Here is a 17,689-nt window from a genome sequence, read left to right on the forward strand (position 1 = left end):
TGCTTTTTGGTGCAGTGCGGATATGCTGGCCCACCCATGACGACTCGAGACCGCAGAAGATGACCAAGGTTCGCCCCCGTTCCCTGCTCCAGGTGGTATTGATGGGCTTCGTGCTGGTGCTGATGCCCCTGGGGGGCATGATCTGGCACGACAGTCAGGCGCTCTCACACCTGGGTCAGCTGACCAGCGACGAGATGGAGCGGGCGGTGCGGGATACCCGCCGGGCGACCCTGCTCACCACCCAGGCCACCGATCTGGAGCGCACCCTGCGCCGCTACGCGGTGCTGGGGGACGGGCGCATCCTGGCCAGCTATCAGCAGCAGCTGGCCCGTTATCGGGAACTGCTCGGCACCCATCAGCAGTCCATACCGGATGCCGAGGTCTATGGGGATCTCGAGGCCGCGCTGACCTGGCTGGACGGCCTGCAGGATCTGCGCAAGGCCAGGCAGGAGGCGAACAGCCCCCATTTCACCGAGTTCAACGAACTGAACCAGCAGCTGGAGATCGTCACCCGGGGTCAGGTCGACGAGCACGTGACCCGGATGCGGGCCGCCATCGCGGAGCTGAGGAAGGAGATCTGGTGGGTCAGCGGCTTCGTGGTCGGGCTCAGCCTGTTGCTGGTGCTGCTGTTTACCTACCTCATCATCCACCCCGTACGTCAGATTGAGTCGCGGATCCTGAGCCTGGGGGCCGGGGTCGAGCCGGACACGCGCCCGGTGGACGGCCCAGCTGAGCTGGTGCTGCTGGGAGAGCGGATCGGCTGGTTGCACGACAAGCTCAAGGAGCTGGAACAGCAGAAGTACCAGTTCCTGCGCCACGTCTCCCACGAGCTGAAGACCCCCCTCGCCGTGCTGAGGGAGGGGGCGGATCTGCTCTCCGAACAGCTGGTGGGACCCCTCAACGGGGATCAGCAGGAGATCTGCCAGATGCTGGAGGAGAACAGCCGCCGGCTGCAGACCCTGATCGAGCGCCTGCTCGACTTCAACCGCCTCAGCCAGCAGGAGGTGTTCAGCCTGACGGCGGTCCCCCTGGCGCCCCTGCTGTCAGACTTGTCCGAAGAGTACCGGCTGGCGCTGGAATCCAAGCAAATCAGTGTACACTTGCCGCCCGAGCCCATCAGTCTGCAGGCCGAGCCCTATCGCCTGCGACTCATCCTCGACAACCTGTTTTCCAACGCGGTCAGCTACGGCGCCAAAGGGGGCCAAATCTGGATCCGGGCCGGTCAGGGGGAAAACGGGGGCTGGCTGGAGGTGGCCAACGAGGGGCCCGTCATCCCGCTGGCCGAGCGGGAACGGATCTTCGAACCCTTCGAGCAGGGCAGCATAGTGCGCCAGGGATTGTTGAAAGGGTCCGGGATGGGCCTCTCCATCGCCCGCGAGTCGGCGATGAGCCTGGGCGGCGAGCTCAGACTCATTGAGGATGAGCAGGCGGATGTCTGCTTCCGGCTGGATTTGAAAGAGCGCCCGGCATGACGGGATCTGCCGTGTCGGCGATCGCCCGGCGCACCCTTGCAACCGAATATTGAGACGAACAGGCGGACGCCTGTTTTCCCTTGGATCTGAAGTGACGTTCAAGATGAAACGATTTGTTGTTCCCGTGTTGATGATGAGCCTGCTCGCGGGCTGTTCCCTGCTGCCATCCCCCAGCCTCACCGAGCCTTCCCAGGAGGCGATCGCCAGGCGGATGGAGTTTGCCAACAAGGAGATGCAGGTGCGCCTGCAGTACTCGGACTGGCTGCTGGCCAGCCACCCCCAGCAACGGGCACAGGAGCGCCAGCGGCTGGCGGGTGCCACCGATCTCGAGAGCCGGGTCAGCCTGGCCATGGTCAATACCCACCCGTCCGAATCGGTGGCCAGCCGTCGGGCCGGGCTGGACAAGCTCAAATCCCTGCTGCCCGAGCTCGGCCTGGATGCCCAGGCCTTCCTGCGCAGCTGGATAGCCCTCGGCGAGGAGCTGCTGGTGCGCGACAGCCGTCGCGACGACCAGAGTCAGGAGGTACAGCGTCTGCGCCGCCAGATAGAACAGCTCTCCGCCATCGACGAACAGCTCAACGAGCGTAAGCTCAATGGAGGGGGCCAGCCATGATACGCCGGTCCTGTGCCGGGGCTATCCCCCCGGATCTTCACACAGAGGGAGTGAGAGCATGAGCCGCATTCTGCTGGTGGACGACGATGCCAGCCTGCTCAAGCTGATGAGCATGCGCCTGCGCAGCCAGGGCTACGAGGTGGATACCGCCGACAGCGCCGAGGGGGCGCTGGACAGGCTGCGGCAGCAGCGGGCCGACCTAGTGCTGAGCGATCTGCGCATGGGGGGCATGGACGGACTGGCGCTGTTCGAGCGGATCCAGTCCCAGTGGCTCGGCATGCCGGTGATCATCATGACCGCCCACGGCACCATTCCCGACGCCATCCAGGCGACCCGCTCCGGGGTGTTCAGCTTCCTCACCAAGCCCATCGACAAGGACGAGCTGCTGGTCACCATAGAACACGCCCTGAGCCTGACCCGCCCGAAGCAGCAGCAGGAGTGGCAGTCTCTCATCCAGACCCGCAACCCGCAGATGGAGCAGTTGCTGATCCAGGCGAGCAGCATCGCCACCATGGACGTGCCCGTGCTGATCCTGGGGCCTTCCGGCTCCGGCAAGGGGGTCATGACCCAGGCGCTGCATCAGGCCAGCCATCGTCGCGACAAGCCGCTGTACACCATCAACTGCGCCGCCCTGCCCTGGGCGGCGCTGGACCTGCAGCTGTTTGGGGAGGACGGCCAGTCCGGCCTGTTTGCCGAGGCCAAGGGGGGGACCCTCTTCCTCGACGAGATCGGGGATCTGTCGGAGTCGCTGCAGGCCAAGCTGCTGCAGGTGCTGGCGGAGTATGGTCAGGGGGCCCCCGAGGTGCGGGTCATCAGCTCCAGCCACCAGGATCTGGTGGCGGCCATGGAGGAGGGGCGCTTTCGCGAGGATCTCTTCTATCGCCTCAACGTGGCGAACATCACCCTGCCGCCCCTCAGTGCCCGCAGCGAGGACATTCCGCTGCTGGCGCGCCAGGCGCTGGACGATTACCGCACCCGTCACCCCGATTGTGCCGCCCTCGGCTTCTCGCCGGAGGCGCTGGCCTTGCTGGCAGCAGCGGCCTGGCCCGGCAACGTGCGCCAGCTCTGCGGGGTGGTGGAACAGCTCGCCAGCCTCTGCTGCAGCCCGGTGATAGGCGCGGCCATGGTGGAGTCGGCCCTGAGTGGCGGCGGTGGCGGTATTCCCTCGTTCAACGAGGCGCGGGCCGAGTTCGAGAAGGAGTATCTGATCCGCCTGCTGCGCACCACGGAGGGGAACGTGACCCTGGCGGCCAACATGGCGGGGAGAAACCGCACCGATTTCTACAAGCTATTGAATCGGCACGGTATCGAGGCGGCAAACTTCAAGTCGAAGGGGTAAATGACAGAGGGGCGGCTCGTCGATGACGGGCCGCCCCTCTTGTTTCAGACCGAATCGGTCACATCGCTAGGATCAGGCCGGGTCGGTGACGCCAGCGGTGGCCTGGGTTTTCTGGGTCTTGTGGGAGAGCCAGAGGCCGCTCGCCTTCATCAGGTAGCCGAACAGGGCGCCTATCACCAGGGAGGGAAGGATGAGGCGCCACTCCCCTGCAGCGCCGAAGGTGGCGCAGCATCCGGCGAAGGTGCCGGGAATGTAGGCGAGCCACTGCTGCCTGGCCTGCACGCACATCAGGGTCGCCACCATCCCCGTCATCAGATAGCCGGCCATGCCGGCCCCCCACCAGGACTCCCCGTGGATCAGCAAGAGTGCCCACAGCATGCCGCTGGCGTTGCACAGCAGGGTCTGCAGCAGCGCCTTGTAACCGCCGCTCGAGGCGAAGTAGCTGGTGCAGCCGAGGAAGCCGACCCAGGAGATGAGGCCGAGGGCGGCGGCCAGTCCGCCCCAGACGGCGGAGAGGATCCCGGTCGTGATGGCGATGGCGATCAATGGGCTCATGGCGTGACTCTCAGTGGTTGAATCCGGAAAAGGAGGCAGCCTACCCTGCGGCAGGGGGGCGGCAAGCGGGGGCCGGATTGTGTGTGATCAGGGTCACTCTTTGCAACTCGGGAATACGCTTGCGCTCGCGAAAAAAATTCATTGGAGGCACCGCAGGCCTTGAACCATAGTTAGAGGCCCTGTCCTGCTCATGGAGTGAGTCTGATGGTGCCAAACGTGATAGTCCCTCTGCTGGTATTCATTCTGCTGTTCCTGGTCGGAACCATGGCCAAGGCACTGCCCATTTACCAACTCATGTGATCTCGTGTGAAATAAAACTCGACCGGGGCGGGTCTTATGATTGTCAGCCTCATCGCCCCGGGAGTTATTCATGTTGATCAAACACCGCTCTTCTCACCACCCCGTCGAACGGGACGTCACGCCGGAAGCCGTCTATCAGGATCGTCGGCGCATTCTCAAGGGGCTGGGCCTGGGCGTCGCCACCGCCACCCTGGCATTTCCCACGCACGCCAGCCTGCTGGATCTCTTCTCCACCGAGGAGAAAACCCCGGCACCTGCCAGCAAACCGCTCAATTACAAGGCCGCAACCCGGCCGGACGGATTGACCCTGACGCCGCTGGAGAAGGCCACCACCCACAACAACTTCTATGAGCTCGGCACCGACAAGGGGGATCCGGCCCGCAACGCCCACTACCTCAAGCCCGAGCCCTGGAGCCTGAAGGTGGAGGGGGAGGTGGCCAGGCCCTTCACCCTGGATGTGTGGGATCTCATCAACAAGAGCACGCTGGAGGAGCGGATCTACCGGCTGCGCTGCGTGGAGGCCTGGTCCATGGTGCTGCCCTGGAGCGGCATTGTGCTGGCGGAGCTGATCCGCCGTGCCGAGCCCACCAGTCGCGCCAAGTTCGTGGCCTTCGAGACCCTCTACGATCCCGAGCAGTTGCCGGGGCAGGCCTCCCGTACTCTCGGCGGCGGCATCGACTATCCCTACGTGGAGGGCTTGCGCCTCGACGAGGCCATGCACCCGCTTTCCTTCCTGGCGATGGGGCTCTACGGCAAGACGCTGCCCGCCCAGAACGGGGCGCCCATCCGGCTGGTGGTGCCCTGGAAATACGGCTTCAAGAGCATCAAGAGCATCGTCTCCATCCGCCTGGTGGAGGAGATGCCCCCCACCACCTGGAACCTGCTGGCACCGAACGAATATGGCTTCTACGCCAACGTCAATCCACAGGTGGATCACCCGCGCTGGAGCCAGGCCAGCGAGCGCTTCATCGGCGAGGGGGGCATCTTCGGTGCCAAGCGCCAGCCGACCCTGATGTTCAACGGCTATGGCGATGAGGTGGCCTCCCTCTATCAGGGCATGGATCTGCGCAAGTGGTATTGAGACGGGGGGCCGACGCCATGACATTGAGACTGACCACACGCCATATCACTCTGCTGCGGGCCCTGGTACACCTGGCCTCGCTGGGCTTTTTGCTCTGGCTTGGCTATGCGGTGCCGGCAGGCCTGCTGGGGGGGGATCCGGTGCAGGGGCTGACCCACTACCTCGGCAAGGGGGCCCTGCACCTGCTGCTGCTGACCCTGCTGGTATCGCCGCTGGCCAAGCGCTGGCGCCAGGGCCAGCTCGTCAAGCTGCGCCGCCCCCTCGGGCTCTGGTGCGCCGCCTGGGCGTCCCTGCACTTTATGGTGTGGCTGGGGTTGGATCTGCAGTTCGACTGGGGTCTGATCGGCGGCGAGCTGGTGAAGCGCAGCTACATAGTGGTGGGGATGGTGGCGCTGCTGCTGTTGCTGGCGCTGAGCATCACCTCTATCCCGGCGCTGCTGCGGGCCATGGGGCCGGCCTGGCAGAAGCTGCACAACTGGATCTATGCGGTGGCCCTGCTGGTGCCGGTGCACTACTGGTGGTCGGTCAAGAGCGGGTGGCTGGAGCCCCTCATCTATCTGATGCTGGCCATCGCCCTGTTGTGGCCGCGCCGTGACAAGCTGCTGAGGCCCTGGCGCCAGCGCCAGTCACTGAAGGGGACGCAGGGCGCCGTGCAGCAGCCGTCGCGTCCATAGCAAAAGAGGCCTAATCGGCCTCTTTTTTGGTGATTTCCCCGCTGTAGGCATCGACCTCCAGCTGGACGCGCTGGTTGTCGGCATTCAGGGTGTCCACCTCGAATTTGTCTCCTTCCAGCGCCACTTCCCGAATGTCGTGGTACCCTTGTGCCAGCAACAACTTGACCAGTCCGGCCATGTCGAGACGGGTCTGGGCCGCCCAGCCAAAGGTGGAAAAGAGACACAAGATCAGCAGGATACTGCGTGGGATCATATTCATTCCGGATTCATGGCTGGCACACTATAAACGGCATTATGTTAGGTTTTGAGAGATGAATCACCCATGAATAGCGTCCTGCCCCTGCTTGGATTGCTGCTGCCGATGCTGGTGCAGGCGGCCCAGCCGAACGAGGCCTTGCTGCAACAGGCGGTCAGCGAGGGGCGGATCCGGCCTTTTCATGAGCTGATGGCGGTGGCGTCCCGTCTGCCGGTGCGCGTGCTGCGGGTCGACCTGGGGGAGGAGGACGGTGTCTGGTTGTACGAGCTCAGGCTCATCGACGAGGAGGACAGCGTCATCAAGGTGGGCTATCGGGCCGACAACCTGGAAATGGTGTGGCTCAAGGGTCATCATCTGGAACGCCTGTTCGAGCCCCGCCCGCCCCCGGAAGAGGAGTAAGCCGCCGGCTGCCCCGGCCTCTCCCCAATCGCCGCCGTGACAGGCACAACTCTGCTTTGGATACCCATTTATGCGAATTCTGATAGTTGAAGACGAGAAGATCCTGGCGGGCCAGCTGGCGGAACAGCTGCGCCTGTCCGGCTTTGTCACCGATCTCTGCCACGACGGCAACGAGGCTGGCTTTCTCGGCGAGACCGAACCCTATGACGCCATCATCCTGGATCTCGGCCTGCCGGGTCGCGACGGCCTGAGCGTGCTGAAGGAGTGGCGCAGCAAGGGCATCGACACCCCGGTGCTGGTGCTGACCGCACGGGGCCAGCTGCACGAGAAGATAGAGGGGCTGAACGCCGGGGCCGACGACTACCTCACCAAGCCCTTCCAGGTGGCCGAGCTGGTGGCCAGGGTGCAGGCCCTGGTACGCCGGGCGGCGGGCAATGCCAGCTCCATCCTCGAGATCGGCGGCGTGCGCCTCGACATGGCGGCCTCCCAGGTCTGGTACGAGGGCACCCCCATCAAGCTCACCGCCCACGAATTCCGGGTGCTGGGCTACCTGATGCAGCACAGGGGCAAGGTGGTGTCCCGCAGCGAGCTCATCGACCACATCTATGCCCAGGATTTCGACCGGGATTCTAATACGGTTGAGGTGTTTATCGGCCGGATCCGCAAGAAGACCCACGCCGATCTCATCGAGACGGTGCGCGGCCTCGGCTACCGGATCAACGAATGAGCCGGGTCCAGGGGATCGCGAGGCGGGCTGAATGAGGCTGGTACGCACCCTGCGGGGACGGCTGGTGGTCATCGCCATGGTCTGGTGCGGTCTCTTCCTGTTCGCCACCGGCTTCAGCCTGCAGACCATGATGCGCAACTACTGGCAGGAGGCGGAGGCCGACGGCCTGCGCCTGCAACTCTACGATCTGCTCGCCCGCCTCGAGATCCAGCCGGACGGCCTGCCGGTCGTCACCGAACCCATGGCGGATCCCCGCTATCGTCAGCCTTACTCCGGCTACTACTGGCAGCTGGAGCTGGGGGAGACGGTGGTCAGCCGCTCCCGCTCCCTGTGGGATGCCCATCTGAGCGCCCATGGCCTGAAGTCGGCCTTCGGCGACCCGGATCTCTTCGTCGGCAAGGGGCCCAACAAGGAGCCCCTGCTGATCATGACCCGCACCGTGCTGCTGCCGGGCTCGGATAGGGTCTTTACCCTGGTGATGGCCAAGGACAGCAGCGCCCTGACCCAGACCCTGAAGAAGACGCGCATCAGCCTCTTCCTCGGTCTCGGCTTCGCCGCCACCGGCCTGGTGCTCGGCTTCATGTTCCAGATAGTCTACGGCCTGCGCCCGCTGCACCTGCTGCGCCGCGAGCTGAGCCGCGTCCATCAGGGCCATCAGGAGGGATTCAGGCTGCGCTACCCGCTGGAGATCCAGCCCCTGGTGGAGGACATCAACCGCCTGCTGCACCACTACGGTGAGCTGTTGCAGCGGGCACGCTCCCACACCGGCAACCTGGCCCACGCCCTCAAGACCCCGCTCAGCATCATGCGCAACCAGGTGGCCCAGCTGCCGCCGGAGGATCAGGCCGCCATCGGCGAGCAGCTCGACCAGATCCAGCGCCACATCGACTACCACCTCGGCAAGGCGCGGGTGACCGGTGCCGCCAAGATCCTCGGGGTCTCGACCCCGGTGCGGGCCCGGGTGGAGTACATCTGCCGCGCCTTCTCCCGCCTCTATCCGGGCCGGGAAGTGGATCTGCAGGTGCCGGCCAGTCTGGCGGTCGGGGTGGAGGAGCAGGACTTCGACGAGATGGTGGGCAACCTGCTGGAGAACGCCTTCAAGTGGTCCGCCGGCCGGCTGCGCATCTCCAGCGCCGAGCTGGGGGGCTGGATCACCCTGCGCATCGAAGATGACGGCCCCGGCATGAGCGAGGATCAGATCGCCAAGGCGGTGCTGCGCGGGGTGCGGCTCGACGAGAAGGTGCCGGGTTCCGGGCTTGGTCTCAACATCGTCTCCGATCTCGCGGAAGCCTACCGCGGCAGCCTCATCATGGGGCGGGCCGAGCTGGGGGGATTGGCTGCTTCTCTGTCGCTGCCCAAGGTCGCCAGGGTCGAGAGTTAGGTCGGGGTTTGTCATCAGGGGCCTTCGGGCCGCCGCCCGCGCTGGCAAGGGACGGGTCGCCGGCATAAGATAAGGCTCTTGTTTCAAGGTTGAGGAAGGGTAGCAATGACTGACGATCCGTGGGCACTGTGTCATCTCGACGATTCGTTCGATGCCTCCGTGCTGGGTACCAAGGGGGCCCAGATCCAGTGGTTCGAGGACAGGGACGCCCTGATCCAGTTCCTGCTGGAGGATTTCGTCGACCTGCTGGCCGACGTGGGGGAGCTGGACGAAGATCAGACCGAGAGCGCCCGCGAGCGCTTCACCCTGCTGGTGGAGCAGAGCCTGGACGATCGCGGCCTGATGGATGCCATCAACGATCTCGCCTCCGGCCTGCGCCGCATCGCCTGGCTGGGTCCCCTTTCCGAACTGGCGGAGCTGAGCGACGACTTCGCGAGCGGCCTGAGGGCCTTCTTCTGGAGCCAGTATGACGGTGACGAGGACGACCCCGAGGCCTGGGTGCCGGAAGAGCTCTGGCCACAGCTGGTGGAGTGTGCGGAAGAGTATATGGTGGAAGGGGACTTCTGAGTCATCTTGTCCGCGCGCACTCTGGCTGCAAGGCGGGTGGAGTGAGCCGAAGAGTAAATGGTCGGGGGCGACTTCTGAGTCACACAGGAAACGGGAACCCGCGATAAGAAAACGGCGCCTTGATGGCGCCGTTTTTATTGGGTCACAACCTGCTTAGCCGTTGGCCGGTACCGCGTGGGCGGTGTTGGCCAGCACCGGGCCTGCGTACTTCTCTATCTGCAGCTGGGCCATGTGGCCGCAGTTGCCCTGCGCCAGGCGGGACGAGCCTTCGTCGAAGGTGAGGCAGTTGACGTTGCCGTTCTTGCAGATGCTGCCCGCTTCCCCCGGCTTGGCCGGGTCATACCAGGCCCCTTCGCAGATCCGCACCACGCCTTGGCGCACATCCTCGGAGAGCAGGGCGCCCACCAGGATCTGACCGCGCTCGTTGAAGGCGCGCACCAGATCCCCCTGGGTGATGCCACGGGCCTTGGCGTCGGCGGGATGGATCATGATCGCCTCGCGGTCGGCGATGGCGAACTTGTCCCGCAGCGGGGTGTTGTCGAGCTGGGAGTGCAGCCGCTGGGTCGGGTGGGAGGTGTTGAGGGACAGCGGATAGCGCGCCGCCACCTCGCTCTTCACCCACTCCTTGGGCTCATACCACTTGGGATGGCCGGCGCAGTCGGAGTAACCCATCCCGGCCACGGTATTGGAGAAGATCTCGATCTTGCCGGACGGCGTGCCGAGCGGGTTGAGCAGCGGGTTCTCGCGGAAATCGGCGTGACGGATCCACTGGCGGTTGGCCTCGGGGATCGGGAAGCGGATGTAGTTGTTGGACTCCCAGAACATGTCGAACGGCGGCAGCGCCACCCGGGCACCACGGGCCTGGGCCGCCATGCCGTCGTACATCTGCTTGAGCCACAGCATCTCGTCCTTGCCCTCGGTGTACTGCTCCTGCACGCCCAGCTTGGCGGCGATGGCGCTGAAGATGTCGAAGTCGTTGCGGGCTTCAAACTGGGGCGGCACGCACTGGTGCATGGGGAACACGTAGCGCTGGGAGTAGTCGCCGCCCATCTCCAGATCGTTGCGCTCGTAGCTGGTGGTGACCGGCAGCACGATATCGGCGTGCTTGGCGGTGGCCGTCCAGTAGGGCTCGTGGACGATCACGGTCTGCGGTTTGCGCCACGCCTGCAGCAGGTTGTTGGTGTCCTGATGGTGGTGGAAGGGGTTGCCGCCCGCCACATAGACCAGCTTGATGTCCGGATAGGTCACCTTGCGGCCATTGAAGTCGATGGTCTTGCCCGGGTTGGCGAGACAGTCGGCGATGCGGGCCACGGGGATCGGTGCCGGGCTGTTCTTCGGTGCGTTGCCGGCGGAGATACCGGCCAGAATGCCGCCCTTGGCGGTGGGGCTGCCACCGGAGGAGTAGTGGTAGCTGAAGCCGTAGCCGCCCCCCGGCAGGCCAATCTGGCCCAGCATGGCAGCCAGGGTCACCAGCATCCAGTTGGGCTGTTCGCCATGCTGCTGACGCTGCATGCCCCAACCGGCCATGATCATGGTGCGCTTGGCGGCCATGTCGAGGGCCAGTTGGCGGATCACCTTGGCATCGACGCCGCAGACAGTGCTCGCCCACTCGGCGCTCTTGGGCTGGCCATCCTCCTTGCCGAGCAGATAGTCTAGGAACTTGTCAAAGCCGACTGTGTAGCGATCGAGGAAGGCCTGATCGTGCTTCTTCTCGCTGTAGAGGGTGTGGGCCACACCCAGCATCATGGCCACGTCGGTGTAGGCGTTCGGCGCAATCCACTCGGCGCCGACCAGCTTGGCGGTCTCGTTGTAGACGGGATCGATGCTGATGACGCGGGTGCCCTTCTCTTTCAGCGCCATGAAACCGGCCTGACCCTCGTGGTCCGGCATGTTCCAGCTGTTCTTCAGGGTCACCTGAGCATTGACCCCCCACAGCACCACCAGTTCGGCGTTCTCCACCACGTTGGGCCAGGCGGTCTGTTGCTCGTACACCTCGATGGAGCCCATCACGTGGGACATGATCACCTGGGCCGCGCCGGTGGAGTAGTCCCCGGCATAGCCGGTAAAGCCCCCGGCGAGGTTCATCAGGCGGTGCAGCAGGGTACGGCTGTTGTGGAACATGCCGACGCTCTTCCAGCCGTAGGATCCGGCGTGGATCGCCTGCGGGCCGAAGTCACTCTGCACGCGCTGGATTTCACCGGCCACCAGTTCGATCGCCTTGTCCCAGCTCACTCGCACCCACTCGTCGGCACCGCGCAGCTCGGGTTTGGCGCCCGGGCCGTGCTCCAGCCAGCTCTTGCGCACCATGGGGTATTTGATGCGGTTCTTGGCGTGCACCTGGAACGGCGCCATATCGATGAGATCGTTCGGCGCCGGATCATCGGCCACCGGCTGGACGCGCACCATGCGGCCATCCTCGACGATCGCCTCGAAAGCACCCCAGTGGGCGCCGGTCAGAATGCCCTTCTGGGCGGGCACCAGGGTCGGGAACTGACTCAATGCGGTGCTGATGGCTTGCGCCAGCGCACTCTTGGGAAAAATGCCGCCGAGCAGGGGCAGGGCTGCGCAGGCACCGAGCCCCTTGAGCAGGTTGCGGCGGGACAGATTGGTCTTCTTGTCATTGAAAAAAGTCATAACGGTTATCCTCTGTGCCAGCCTTAGTGGGCCGCGCTCATGTCACTGGCGTGTTTCTGGACATACTGGGTCAACATGCGAGCCTGTTCCGGAGTCAGGGAGGTACGAGATTCCATCCCCTTGATGACGCCGATCCACTGGTTGGCATTGAAGTGATCCAGCGCGGTGAGGCCGTGGCAGCCGGTACAGTTGTTGGACATCAGGGTGGAGGCGTACTGCCACAGCTTGCCCTGATCGCCGATAAGCTGGCTCTGGTCGACCCAGGCGGTCAGCTTGACCTGATGCCAGGTGAGGTTGGTGGCGCTGTCGGTTTCGCTCTGGCCGGTGACCAGCGCTTTCTTGGCGGCATCGCCGACCAGCACGCTGAGGATCCGCTTGCCCGGTGCGGCGTAGAACACTTCGCTCACACCATCCTGTTGCCAGCCTTCGATCTGCACCTTGGCGCGGCCGTTTTCGTTGGCCAGCACTTCCACCTGGGTGGAAGGCATCAGGGTGCCTTCGTCGGTCTTGGCGGCGGCATCGAGGAACAACGGGGTGGTGGCGATGGCGTAACGGGTGGTGACGTTGGCTGGGGTCTGGGCCGCAGCCTGCGCCAGCTCGCTGGCACCGGCGGCAGCGAGGCCGCTCATGTCAGGCATGATGTGGGCGACACCGCGGTGGCAGTCGATACAGGTCTGACCCTCCTTGATGGCGACCGGGTGCTCGGCGCGGGCATTGGGGCGCTGGGCCAGAATGTCCATCGCCTCGTAGCTGTGGCAACTGCGGCAGGTAGCGGAGTCGTTGGCTTTCAGTTCGTCCCAGACGGACTGGGCCATCCGCAGCTTGTGGGCCTCGTATTTCTCAGGGGTGTCGAGCGTGCCGATCGCCTCGTGATAGATATCCTTCACGGCGCGGATCTTGGTCCACAGGTAGGAGGTGGGGTCGCCCGGGATGTGGCAGTCGGCGCACTCGGCGCGGATCCCCTTGGTGTTCTGGAAGTGGACGCTGCCCTGGTATTCGGCGAGGGGTGTCTGCATGGAGTGGCAGGAGACGCAGAATTCGGTGGAGCTGGTCTTGTGCAGCACGGTGACGGTGACCCCCAGCGCGGCGATCCCCAGCAGGGCCCCGAGCAGCAGAAGCCAGAACCAGGGCTTTCTCAACATTTTTCCAAGCATGGTGGCAGTGTCCTTCGAATCGGGTAGTACCAATATAGTAGTAGTCTTGGGAACCCAGGGGTTGACCTCGGTCATGGTTTTTATTTCGATGGAAACTATTTGACTGTTAAAAGTTTTCTATTTTCGTTTTTTTATGAATTTAAGTCTGATTCTCCTGTTTTGAACGGGTGAGACTCAGGTGCGGAGGGCGGAGCAAGGTGACAGCCCGGGGCTTGGGGTTTGCGCGTGGCGGGATGTATACTGTTCGCATATACAGTATTTAGGTGTGTCTTCCATGCGACTCTTTATCGCCGAGAAACCCAGCCTTGGCCGCGCCATCGCCGACGTTCTGCCCAAGCCCCACAAGAAGGGGGAGGGTTTCATCGAGACGGCGCAGGGGGACGTGGTGACCTGGTGCATCGGCCACCTGCTGGAGCAGGCGGAGCCCGACGCCTATGACGCCGCCTACAAGCAGTGGCGGATGGAATCGCTTCCCATCATCCCCGAGCAGTGGCAACTGGTGGCCAAACCCAAGACCCGGGCTCAGCTCAATGTGATCAAGGGGCTCATCAAGCGGGCCGACTGCGTGGTCAACGCCGGCGACCCGGACAGGGAAGGGCAGCTGCTGGTGGACGAGGTGATCGACTTTCTCGGCTACCCCAAGAGCAAGCCGGTGCAGCGCTGCCTCATCAGCGATCTCAACCCGCCGGCGGTGCGTCGTGCCCTGGACCAGCTGCGGGACAACAAGGAGTTCGTGCCGCTGGCTGTGTCGGCCCTGGCCCGCAGCCGGGCCGACTGGCTCTATGGTATCAACATGACCCGGGCCTACACCCTGCTCGGCCGCAAGGGGGGTTGCAACGAGCTGCTGTCGGTGGGGCGGGTGCAGACGCCGCTGTTGGGGCTGGTGGTGCGGCGGGATCTCGAAATAGAAGCCTTCGTGCCCAAGCCGTTCTACGAGGTGCTGGCCCACCTGCTGACCGGGGGCAATGAGCGTTTCACCGCAAAGTGGCTCCCCTCGGAAGCCTGCCTCCCCTGGCAGGATGAAGAGGGGCGGGTGCTCAACCGGGCGCTGGCCGCCAAGGTGGTGGAGCGGATCCAGGGGCAACCCGCGCTGGTGGAAGAGGTGGAGGAGCAGGCCCGCAAGCAGGCTGCGCCGCTGCCCTACAACCTCTCCAGCCTGCAGATCGATGCGGCCAAGCGGTTCGGCATGGATGCCAAGCGGGTGCTGGACGTCTGCCAGAGCCTCTACGAGCGTCACAAGCTCATCACCTACCCCAGATCCGACAGCCGTTATCTGCCGAGCGATCACTTCAACCGGGCCGGCCAGGTGCGGGAGGCCATCGCCGCAACTGCCCCGGCCCTGGCGCGGGCGGTGAACGAGGCGGACGGCAGGCTCCGCAGCAAGGCGTGGAACGACGGCAAGGTGGATGCCCACCACGCCATCATCCCCACCGAGAAGCGGGGCAACGAGGGGAGCCTGAGCGGGGATGAGGCCAGGCTGTATGGCCTTGTCGCCCGCCAGTACCTGCTGCAGTTCTACCCGCCGTTCGAGTACAACGACAGCAAGGTGCTGCTGCGCATCGCCGGCGGCCTGTTCCAGGCCAAGGCGCGTCGCATCCTCAAGGCGGGCTGGAAGGCGCTGCTCGGGGTGGAGGAGGATGACGAGGAGGAGGCGGGCACCCTGCCGGCCCTGAAGAAGGGGGAGCAACTATTTTGCGAGCGGGGCGAGCTGCTGGAGAAGATGACCCAGCCCCCCAAGCCGTTCACCGACGCCACCCTGCTGTCGGCCATGACAGGCATAGCCCGCTACGTTCAGGATCCCGAGATCCGCAAGACCCTGCGGGAGACCGACGGTCTGGGCACCGAGGCGACCCGGGCCGGCATCATAGATCTGCTGTTCAAGCGCCGCTTCCTGGTGCGCCAAGGCAAGAGCATCAAGGCGACACCCACCGGGCGGGCCCTGGTCCAGGCGCTGCCCCCTGGCGCCACCACGCCGGACATGACGGCGCTCTGGGAGCAGAGCCTCGGCCGGATCGCCGAGCGTCACGGCAGCTACCAGCAGTTTATGGGGCCGCTGATGGAGCAGTTGAACGCCTTGATAGAGAGGGCCAGGCAGGACTCCGGCGCCAGCTTCAGCACCCTGCCCAAGGCGGCCCCCGGCGCCGACAAGCACCGTTTCACCCGTCGCAGCAGTGGAAAGAGCGGGGGCAAGGGCGGTGCTGGCACAGGAGCCAGCCCTCGCAAGAGCACGGGCAAGCGCACCACTCGAACCAAGGCGGCCTGAGAACCTGTTTACGATCTGTCGCGAGAGGTTGTCAGCAAGGTGAAGAGCAGCGCAGGAACCGGAGTGTATAAGCCATACATGAGGATTCCGAGCAGCACATGAGCCTTGATCACGGCCTCGCAGTAAGATCATAAACAGGCTCTAAGTCGTTCAGAGGCCGATGTCTGCCATAGAGAAGAGGGGCTTTCGCCCCTCTTCTCTATTGAAATAATCCAATAACAGCAGTGAATTAACCTGTATAGACCCCTTCCTCCGGGTAACGGATCCGGGTCTCGCTCGGTCTGGCCAGCATCAGGGCCAGGGTGAGGGGTCCCAGACGGCCGCAGATCATCACCAGCACCAGGATCAGCTTGCCCGGTTCACTCAGGGAAGCGGTGATCCCGGTCGAGAGGCCGACGGTGGCGAAGGCCGAGATGGTCTCGAACATGATCTTGTCGAAGGAGTGTGATTCCGTGAGCATCAACAGAAACATGGCCAGCATCAGGGCCATGGTGCTGACGATGATGATGGCGAGCGATCGGGTCACTATCTGGGGGGATAGGGTGCGGCCAAAGGCGGTGACATGGGGGCGCTTGGTCAGAAACGCCCGGGTCGCGAGCAGGACGACGGCGAAGGTGGTGACCTTGATGCCGCCCCCTGTCGAGGTCGCCCCGGCACCGATGAACATCAGCATCATCATGAACAGCAGGGAGGCCGGCACCATCTGGCCGATATCCACCGTATTGAAGCCCGCCGTGCGTGCGGTGGCCGACTGGAAGAAGGCCGCCAGCCACTGGCCGCCCAGACTGCTCTGGCCCAGGGTGTTAGGGTTGTCGTGCTCCAGCAGCCAGAACATCAGGGTGCCCAGGAGCAGCAGCCCCGGGGTCATCAGCAGCATCAGCTTGCTGTGCAGCTTCAGCTTGCGCCAGCGGCGGTTGCGCACCAGATCGACGATGACGGTAAAGCCGATGCCGCCGAGGATGAGCAGGGCCGGAATGGTCAAGCTGATGAGGGGGTCGTCGCGATAGTCCATCAGATTGCTGGCAAACAGCGAGAAACCGGCGTTGTTGAAGGCCGACACCGCGTGGAAGAAGCTGACATAGAGGCCGTGGCTCCACCCCATCTCGGGGACCCAGCGAATGGCCATGATGCCGGTGCCGATCAGCTGGGCGATGAGGGCGAACAAGACGATGCGCTTCACCAGCTGGATGATGTTGACTGAGCCCTCCTGGCCCAGCGCCTCCTTGGCCAGTACCTGCTGGCGCAGGCCGACCCGTTTGCTGAACATGGCGATCAGCAGCAGCGTCATGGTCATCTGGCCCAGCCCGCCTATCTCCATCAGCATCAGCAGGATGATCTGCCCCTGCAGGGTGAAAGCGGTGCCGGTATCTACCACCCCCAGGCCGGTCACGCTGATGGCCGAGGTGGCGGTAAACAGGGCGTTGATGAAGGTGACCTCCCCCTTGTGGCTGGAGGGCTGCACCAGAAACAGGGTGCCGACCAGCAGTATGATGAGGAAGCTGCCTAGGATCAGCCTGGCCTCGCTCCAGCGGGAGTTGTCATCCCGATAAAGGGTGAAGGCGTAGTTGCTGCGCCAGCTGATCATAGGGTGTCGAGCCAGTGGTCGATGGCATGCTTGTTGCCAGCCAGGATCAGGATGTCACCCAGCTGCAGCTCCATCTTGCCGGTCAGCACGTTGTGCAGGACCTCGCCGCGCTTGATGGCCAGCAGCTGGAAGTCGTTCTGCTGCAACAGGTGCAGGTCGGCCAGGGTGCGGGCATTCTGCTGCAGGCCGATGACGAATTCGGTGAGCACCATGTCGTGCCCCAGCTCCAGATAGTCGAACAGCCGGTTGTCCAGCATGCTCTGGGCCACCCGGCGCCCCATGTCCCACTCCGGGTTGATCACCTTGTCGGCCCCCACCTTCTGCAGGATCTTGGCGTGGAACTTGTCGCGGGCCTTGACCCACACCTTTTTCACGCCGGCTTCCTTCAGAACGAGGGTGGTGAGGATGCTGGTCTCCAGGTTGTCGCCGATGGCGACGAAGACGATGTCGAAATTCGCCAGACCCAGTTCGGCGACTGTGGCCTCGTCGGTGGCATCGGCGACGATGACATGATTGCACAGGGTGGCTATCTGGCGGGTCTTGACCTCGTCGATGTCGATGGCCAGCACCTCGGCATCCTGCCGCTGCAACTCTTCGCACAAGGCGCTGCCAAACAGGCCGAGGCCGATGACGGCGAATTGATTGTTCATTCATGCTTCCTCAAGGAACTGAAGGCGTTACTCTACTCC

16 protein-coding genes are annotated in these 17,689 nt (G+C 64.2%); 10 read left to right on the forward strand and 6 right to left on the reverse strand.

Annotation, left to right across the window (positions count from 1 at the left end):
- Positions 1–59 precede the first annotated feature (59 nt).
- From R2B70_RS01160 to R2B70_RS01170, 3 genes are all read left to right on the forward strand, one after another.
- A complete protein-coding gene (locus R2B70_RS01160; RefSeq protein ID WP_209794265.1) occupies positions 60–1,472 on the forward strand; it encodes a sensor histidine kinase in 1,413 nt (470 codons plus the stop codon).
- A 103-nt stretch (positions 1,473–1,575) separates the two neighbouring features.
- Positions 1,576–2,085, forward strand: coding sequence for a hypothetical protein (locus tag R2B70_RS01165; RefSeq protein ID WP_209794263.1), 510 nt, complete (start codon positions 1,576–1,578; stop codon positions 2,083–2,085).
- Positions 2,086–2,143: 58 nt separating this feature from the next.
- Positions 2,144–3,424, forward strand: a complete 1,281-nt coding sequence (locus R2B70_RS01170; protein WP_318162441.1) for a sigma 54-interacting transcriptional regulator — start codon at positions 2,144–2,146, stop codon at positions 3,422–3,424.
- 72 nt (positions 3,425–3,496) lie between these two features.
- Here the strand turns inward: R2B70_RS01170 and R2B70_RS01175 are convergent, their stop codons facing one another.
- Positions 3,497–3,979 (reverse strand): DUF1097 domain-containing protein, encoded by a 483-nt coding sequence (locus tag R2B70_RS01175; RefSeq protein ID WP_318162442.1) that lies wholly within the window; start codon positions 3,977–3,979, stop codon positions 3,497–3,499.
- A 370-nt stretch (positions 3,980–4,349) separates the two neighbouring features.
- Between R2B70_RS01175 and msrP the strand changes: the two genes are divergently transcribed.
- A complete protein-coding gene (msrP, locus tag R2B70_RS01180) occupies positions 4,350–5,360 on the forward strand; it encodes a protein-methionine-sulfoxide reductase catalytic subunit MsrP (protein WP_318162443.1) in 1,011 nt (336 codons plus the stop codon).
- A 17-nt stretch (positions 5,361–5,377) separates the two neighbouring features.
- Positions 5,378–6,034: a protein-methionine-sulfoxide reductase heme-binding subunit MsrQ gene (gene msrQ / locus R2B70_RS01185; protein WP_318162444.1), complete on the forward strand. Its 657-nt coding sequence runs from the start codon at positions 5,378–5,380 to the stop codon at positions 6,032–6,034.
- Between the two features lie 10 nt (positions 6,035–6,044).
- Here msrQ and R2B70_RS01190 read toward each other — a convergent pair whose 3' ends face one another.
- Positions 6,045–6,293 carry a PepSY domain-containing protein gene (locus tag R2B70_RS01190; protein WP_042078800.1) on the reverse strand — a complete coding sequence of 83 codons (249 nt, stop codon included), beginning with the start codon at positions 6,291–6,293 and terminating at the stop codon, positions 6,045–6,047.
- Positions 6,294–6,356: 63 nt separating this feature from the next.
- On the opposite strand from R2B70_RS01190, the gene R2B70_RS01195 reads away from it, so the two are divergent.
- From R2B70_RS01195 to R2B70_RS01210, 4 genes are all read left to right on the forward strand, one after another.
- Positions 6,357–6,689, forward strand: a complete 333-nt coding sequence (locus R2B70_RS01195; RefSeq protein WP_318162445.1) for a hypothetical protein — start codon at positions 6,357–6,359, stop codon at positions 6,687–6,689.
- A gap of 70 nt (positions 6,690–6,759) precedes the next feature.
- Complete coding sequence (locus R2B70_RS01200; protein ID WP_025328630.1) at positions 6,760–7,416, forward strand: response regulator transcription factor; 657 nt, start codon at positions 6,760–6,762, stop codon at positions 7,414–7,416.
- A gap of 31 nt (positions 7,417–7,447) precedes the next feature.
- On the forward strand, positions 7,448–8,797 hold the full coding sequence (locus tag R2B70_RS01205) for a sensor histidine kinase (RefSeq protein WP_209795059.1): 1,350 nt from the start codon (positions 7,448–7,450) through the stop codon (positions 8,795–8,797).
- A 105-nt stretch (positions 8,798–8,902) separates the two neighbouring features.
- Positions 8,903–9,364, forward strand: a complete 462-nt coding sequence (locus tag R2B70_RS01210) for a hypothetical protein (protein ID WP_209795060.1) — start codon at positions 8,903–8,905, stop codon at positions 9,362–9,364.
- A 153-nt stretch (positions 9,365–9,517) separates the two neighbouring features.
- Here R2B70_RS01210 and torA read toward each other — a convergent pair whose 3' ends face one another.
- Positions 9,518–11,998 (reverse strand): trimethylamine-N-oxide reductase TorA, encoded by a 2,481-nt coding sequence (gene torA, locus R2B70_RS01215; RefSeq protein WP_318162446.1) that lies wholly within the window; start codon positions 11,996–11,998, stop codon positions 9,518–9,520.
- A 23-nt stretch (positions 11,999–12,021) separates the two neighbouring features.
- Positions 12,022–13,152, reverse strand: a complete 1,131-nt coding sequence (locus tag R2B70_RS01220) for a NapC/NirT family cytochrome c (RefSeq protein ID WP_318162447.1) — start codon at positions 13,150–13,152, stop codon at positions 12,022–12,024.
- Positions 13,153–13,426: 274 nt separating this feature from the next.
- On the opposite strand from R2B70_RS01220, the gene R2B70_RS01225 reads away from it, so the two are divergent.
- On the forward strand, positions 13,427–15,415 hold the full coding sequence (locus tag R2B70_RS01225; protein WP_318162448.1) for a DNA topoisomerase III: 1,989 nt from the start codon (positions 13,427–13,429) through the stop codon (positions 15,413–15,415).
- 229 nt (positions 15,416–15,644) lie between these two features.
- Here R2B70_RS01225 and R2B70_RS01230 read toward each other — a convergent pair whose 3' ends face one another.
- The gene (locus R2B70_RS01230; RefSeq protein ID WP_318162449.1) at positions 15,645–17,000 is read right to left on the reverse strand and encodes a TrkH family potassium uptake protein; all 1,356 of its coding nucleotides are present in this window, start codon (positions 16,998–17,000) and stop codon (positions 15,645–15,647) included.
- A complete protein-coding gene (locus tag R2B70_RS01235) occupies positions 16,997–17,650 on the reverse strand; it encodes a potassium channel family protein (RefSeq protein ID WP_042078808.1) in 654 nt (217 codons plus the stop codon). Before R2B70_RS01235 ends, R2B70_RS01230 begins: the two co-directional genes overlap by 4 nt.
- Positions 17,651–17,689 lie beyond the last annotated feature (39 nt).

Source organism: Aeromonas sp. XH, from assembly GCF_033348475.1.
Taxonomy (GTDB): Bacteria; Pseudomonadota; Gammaproteobacteria; order Enterobacterales; family Aeromonadaceae; genus Aeromonas; species Aeromonas sanarellii.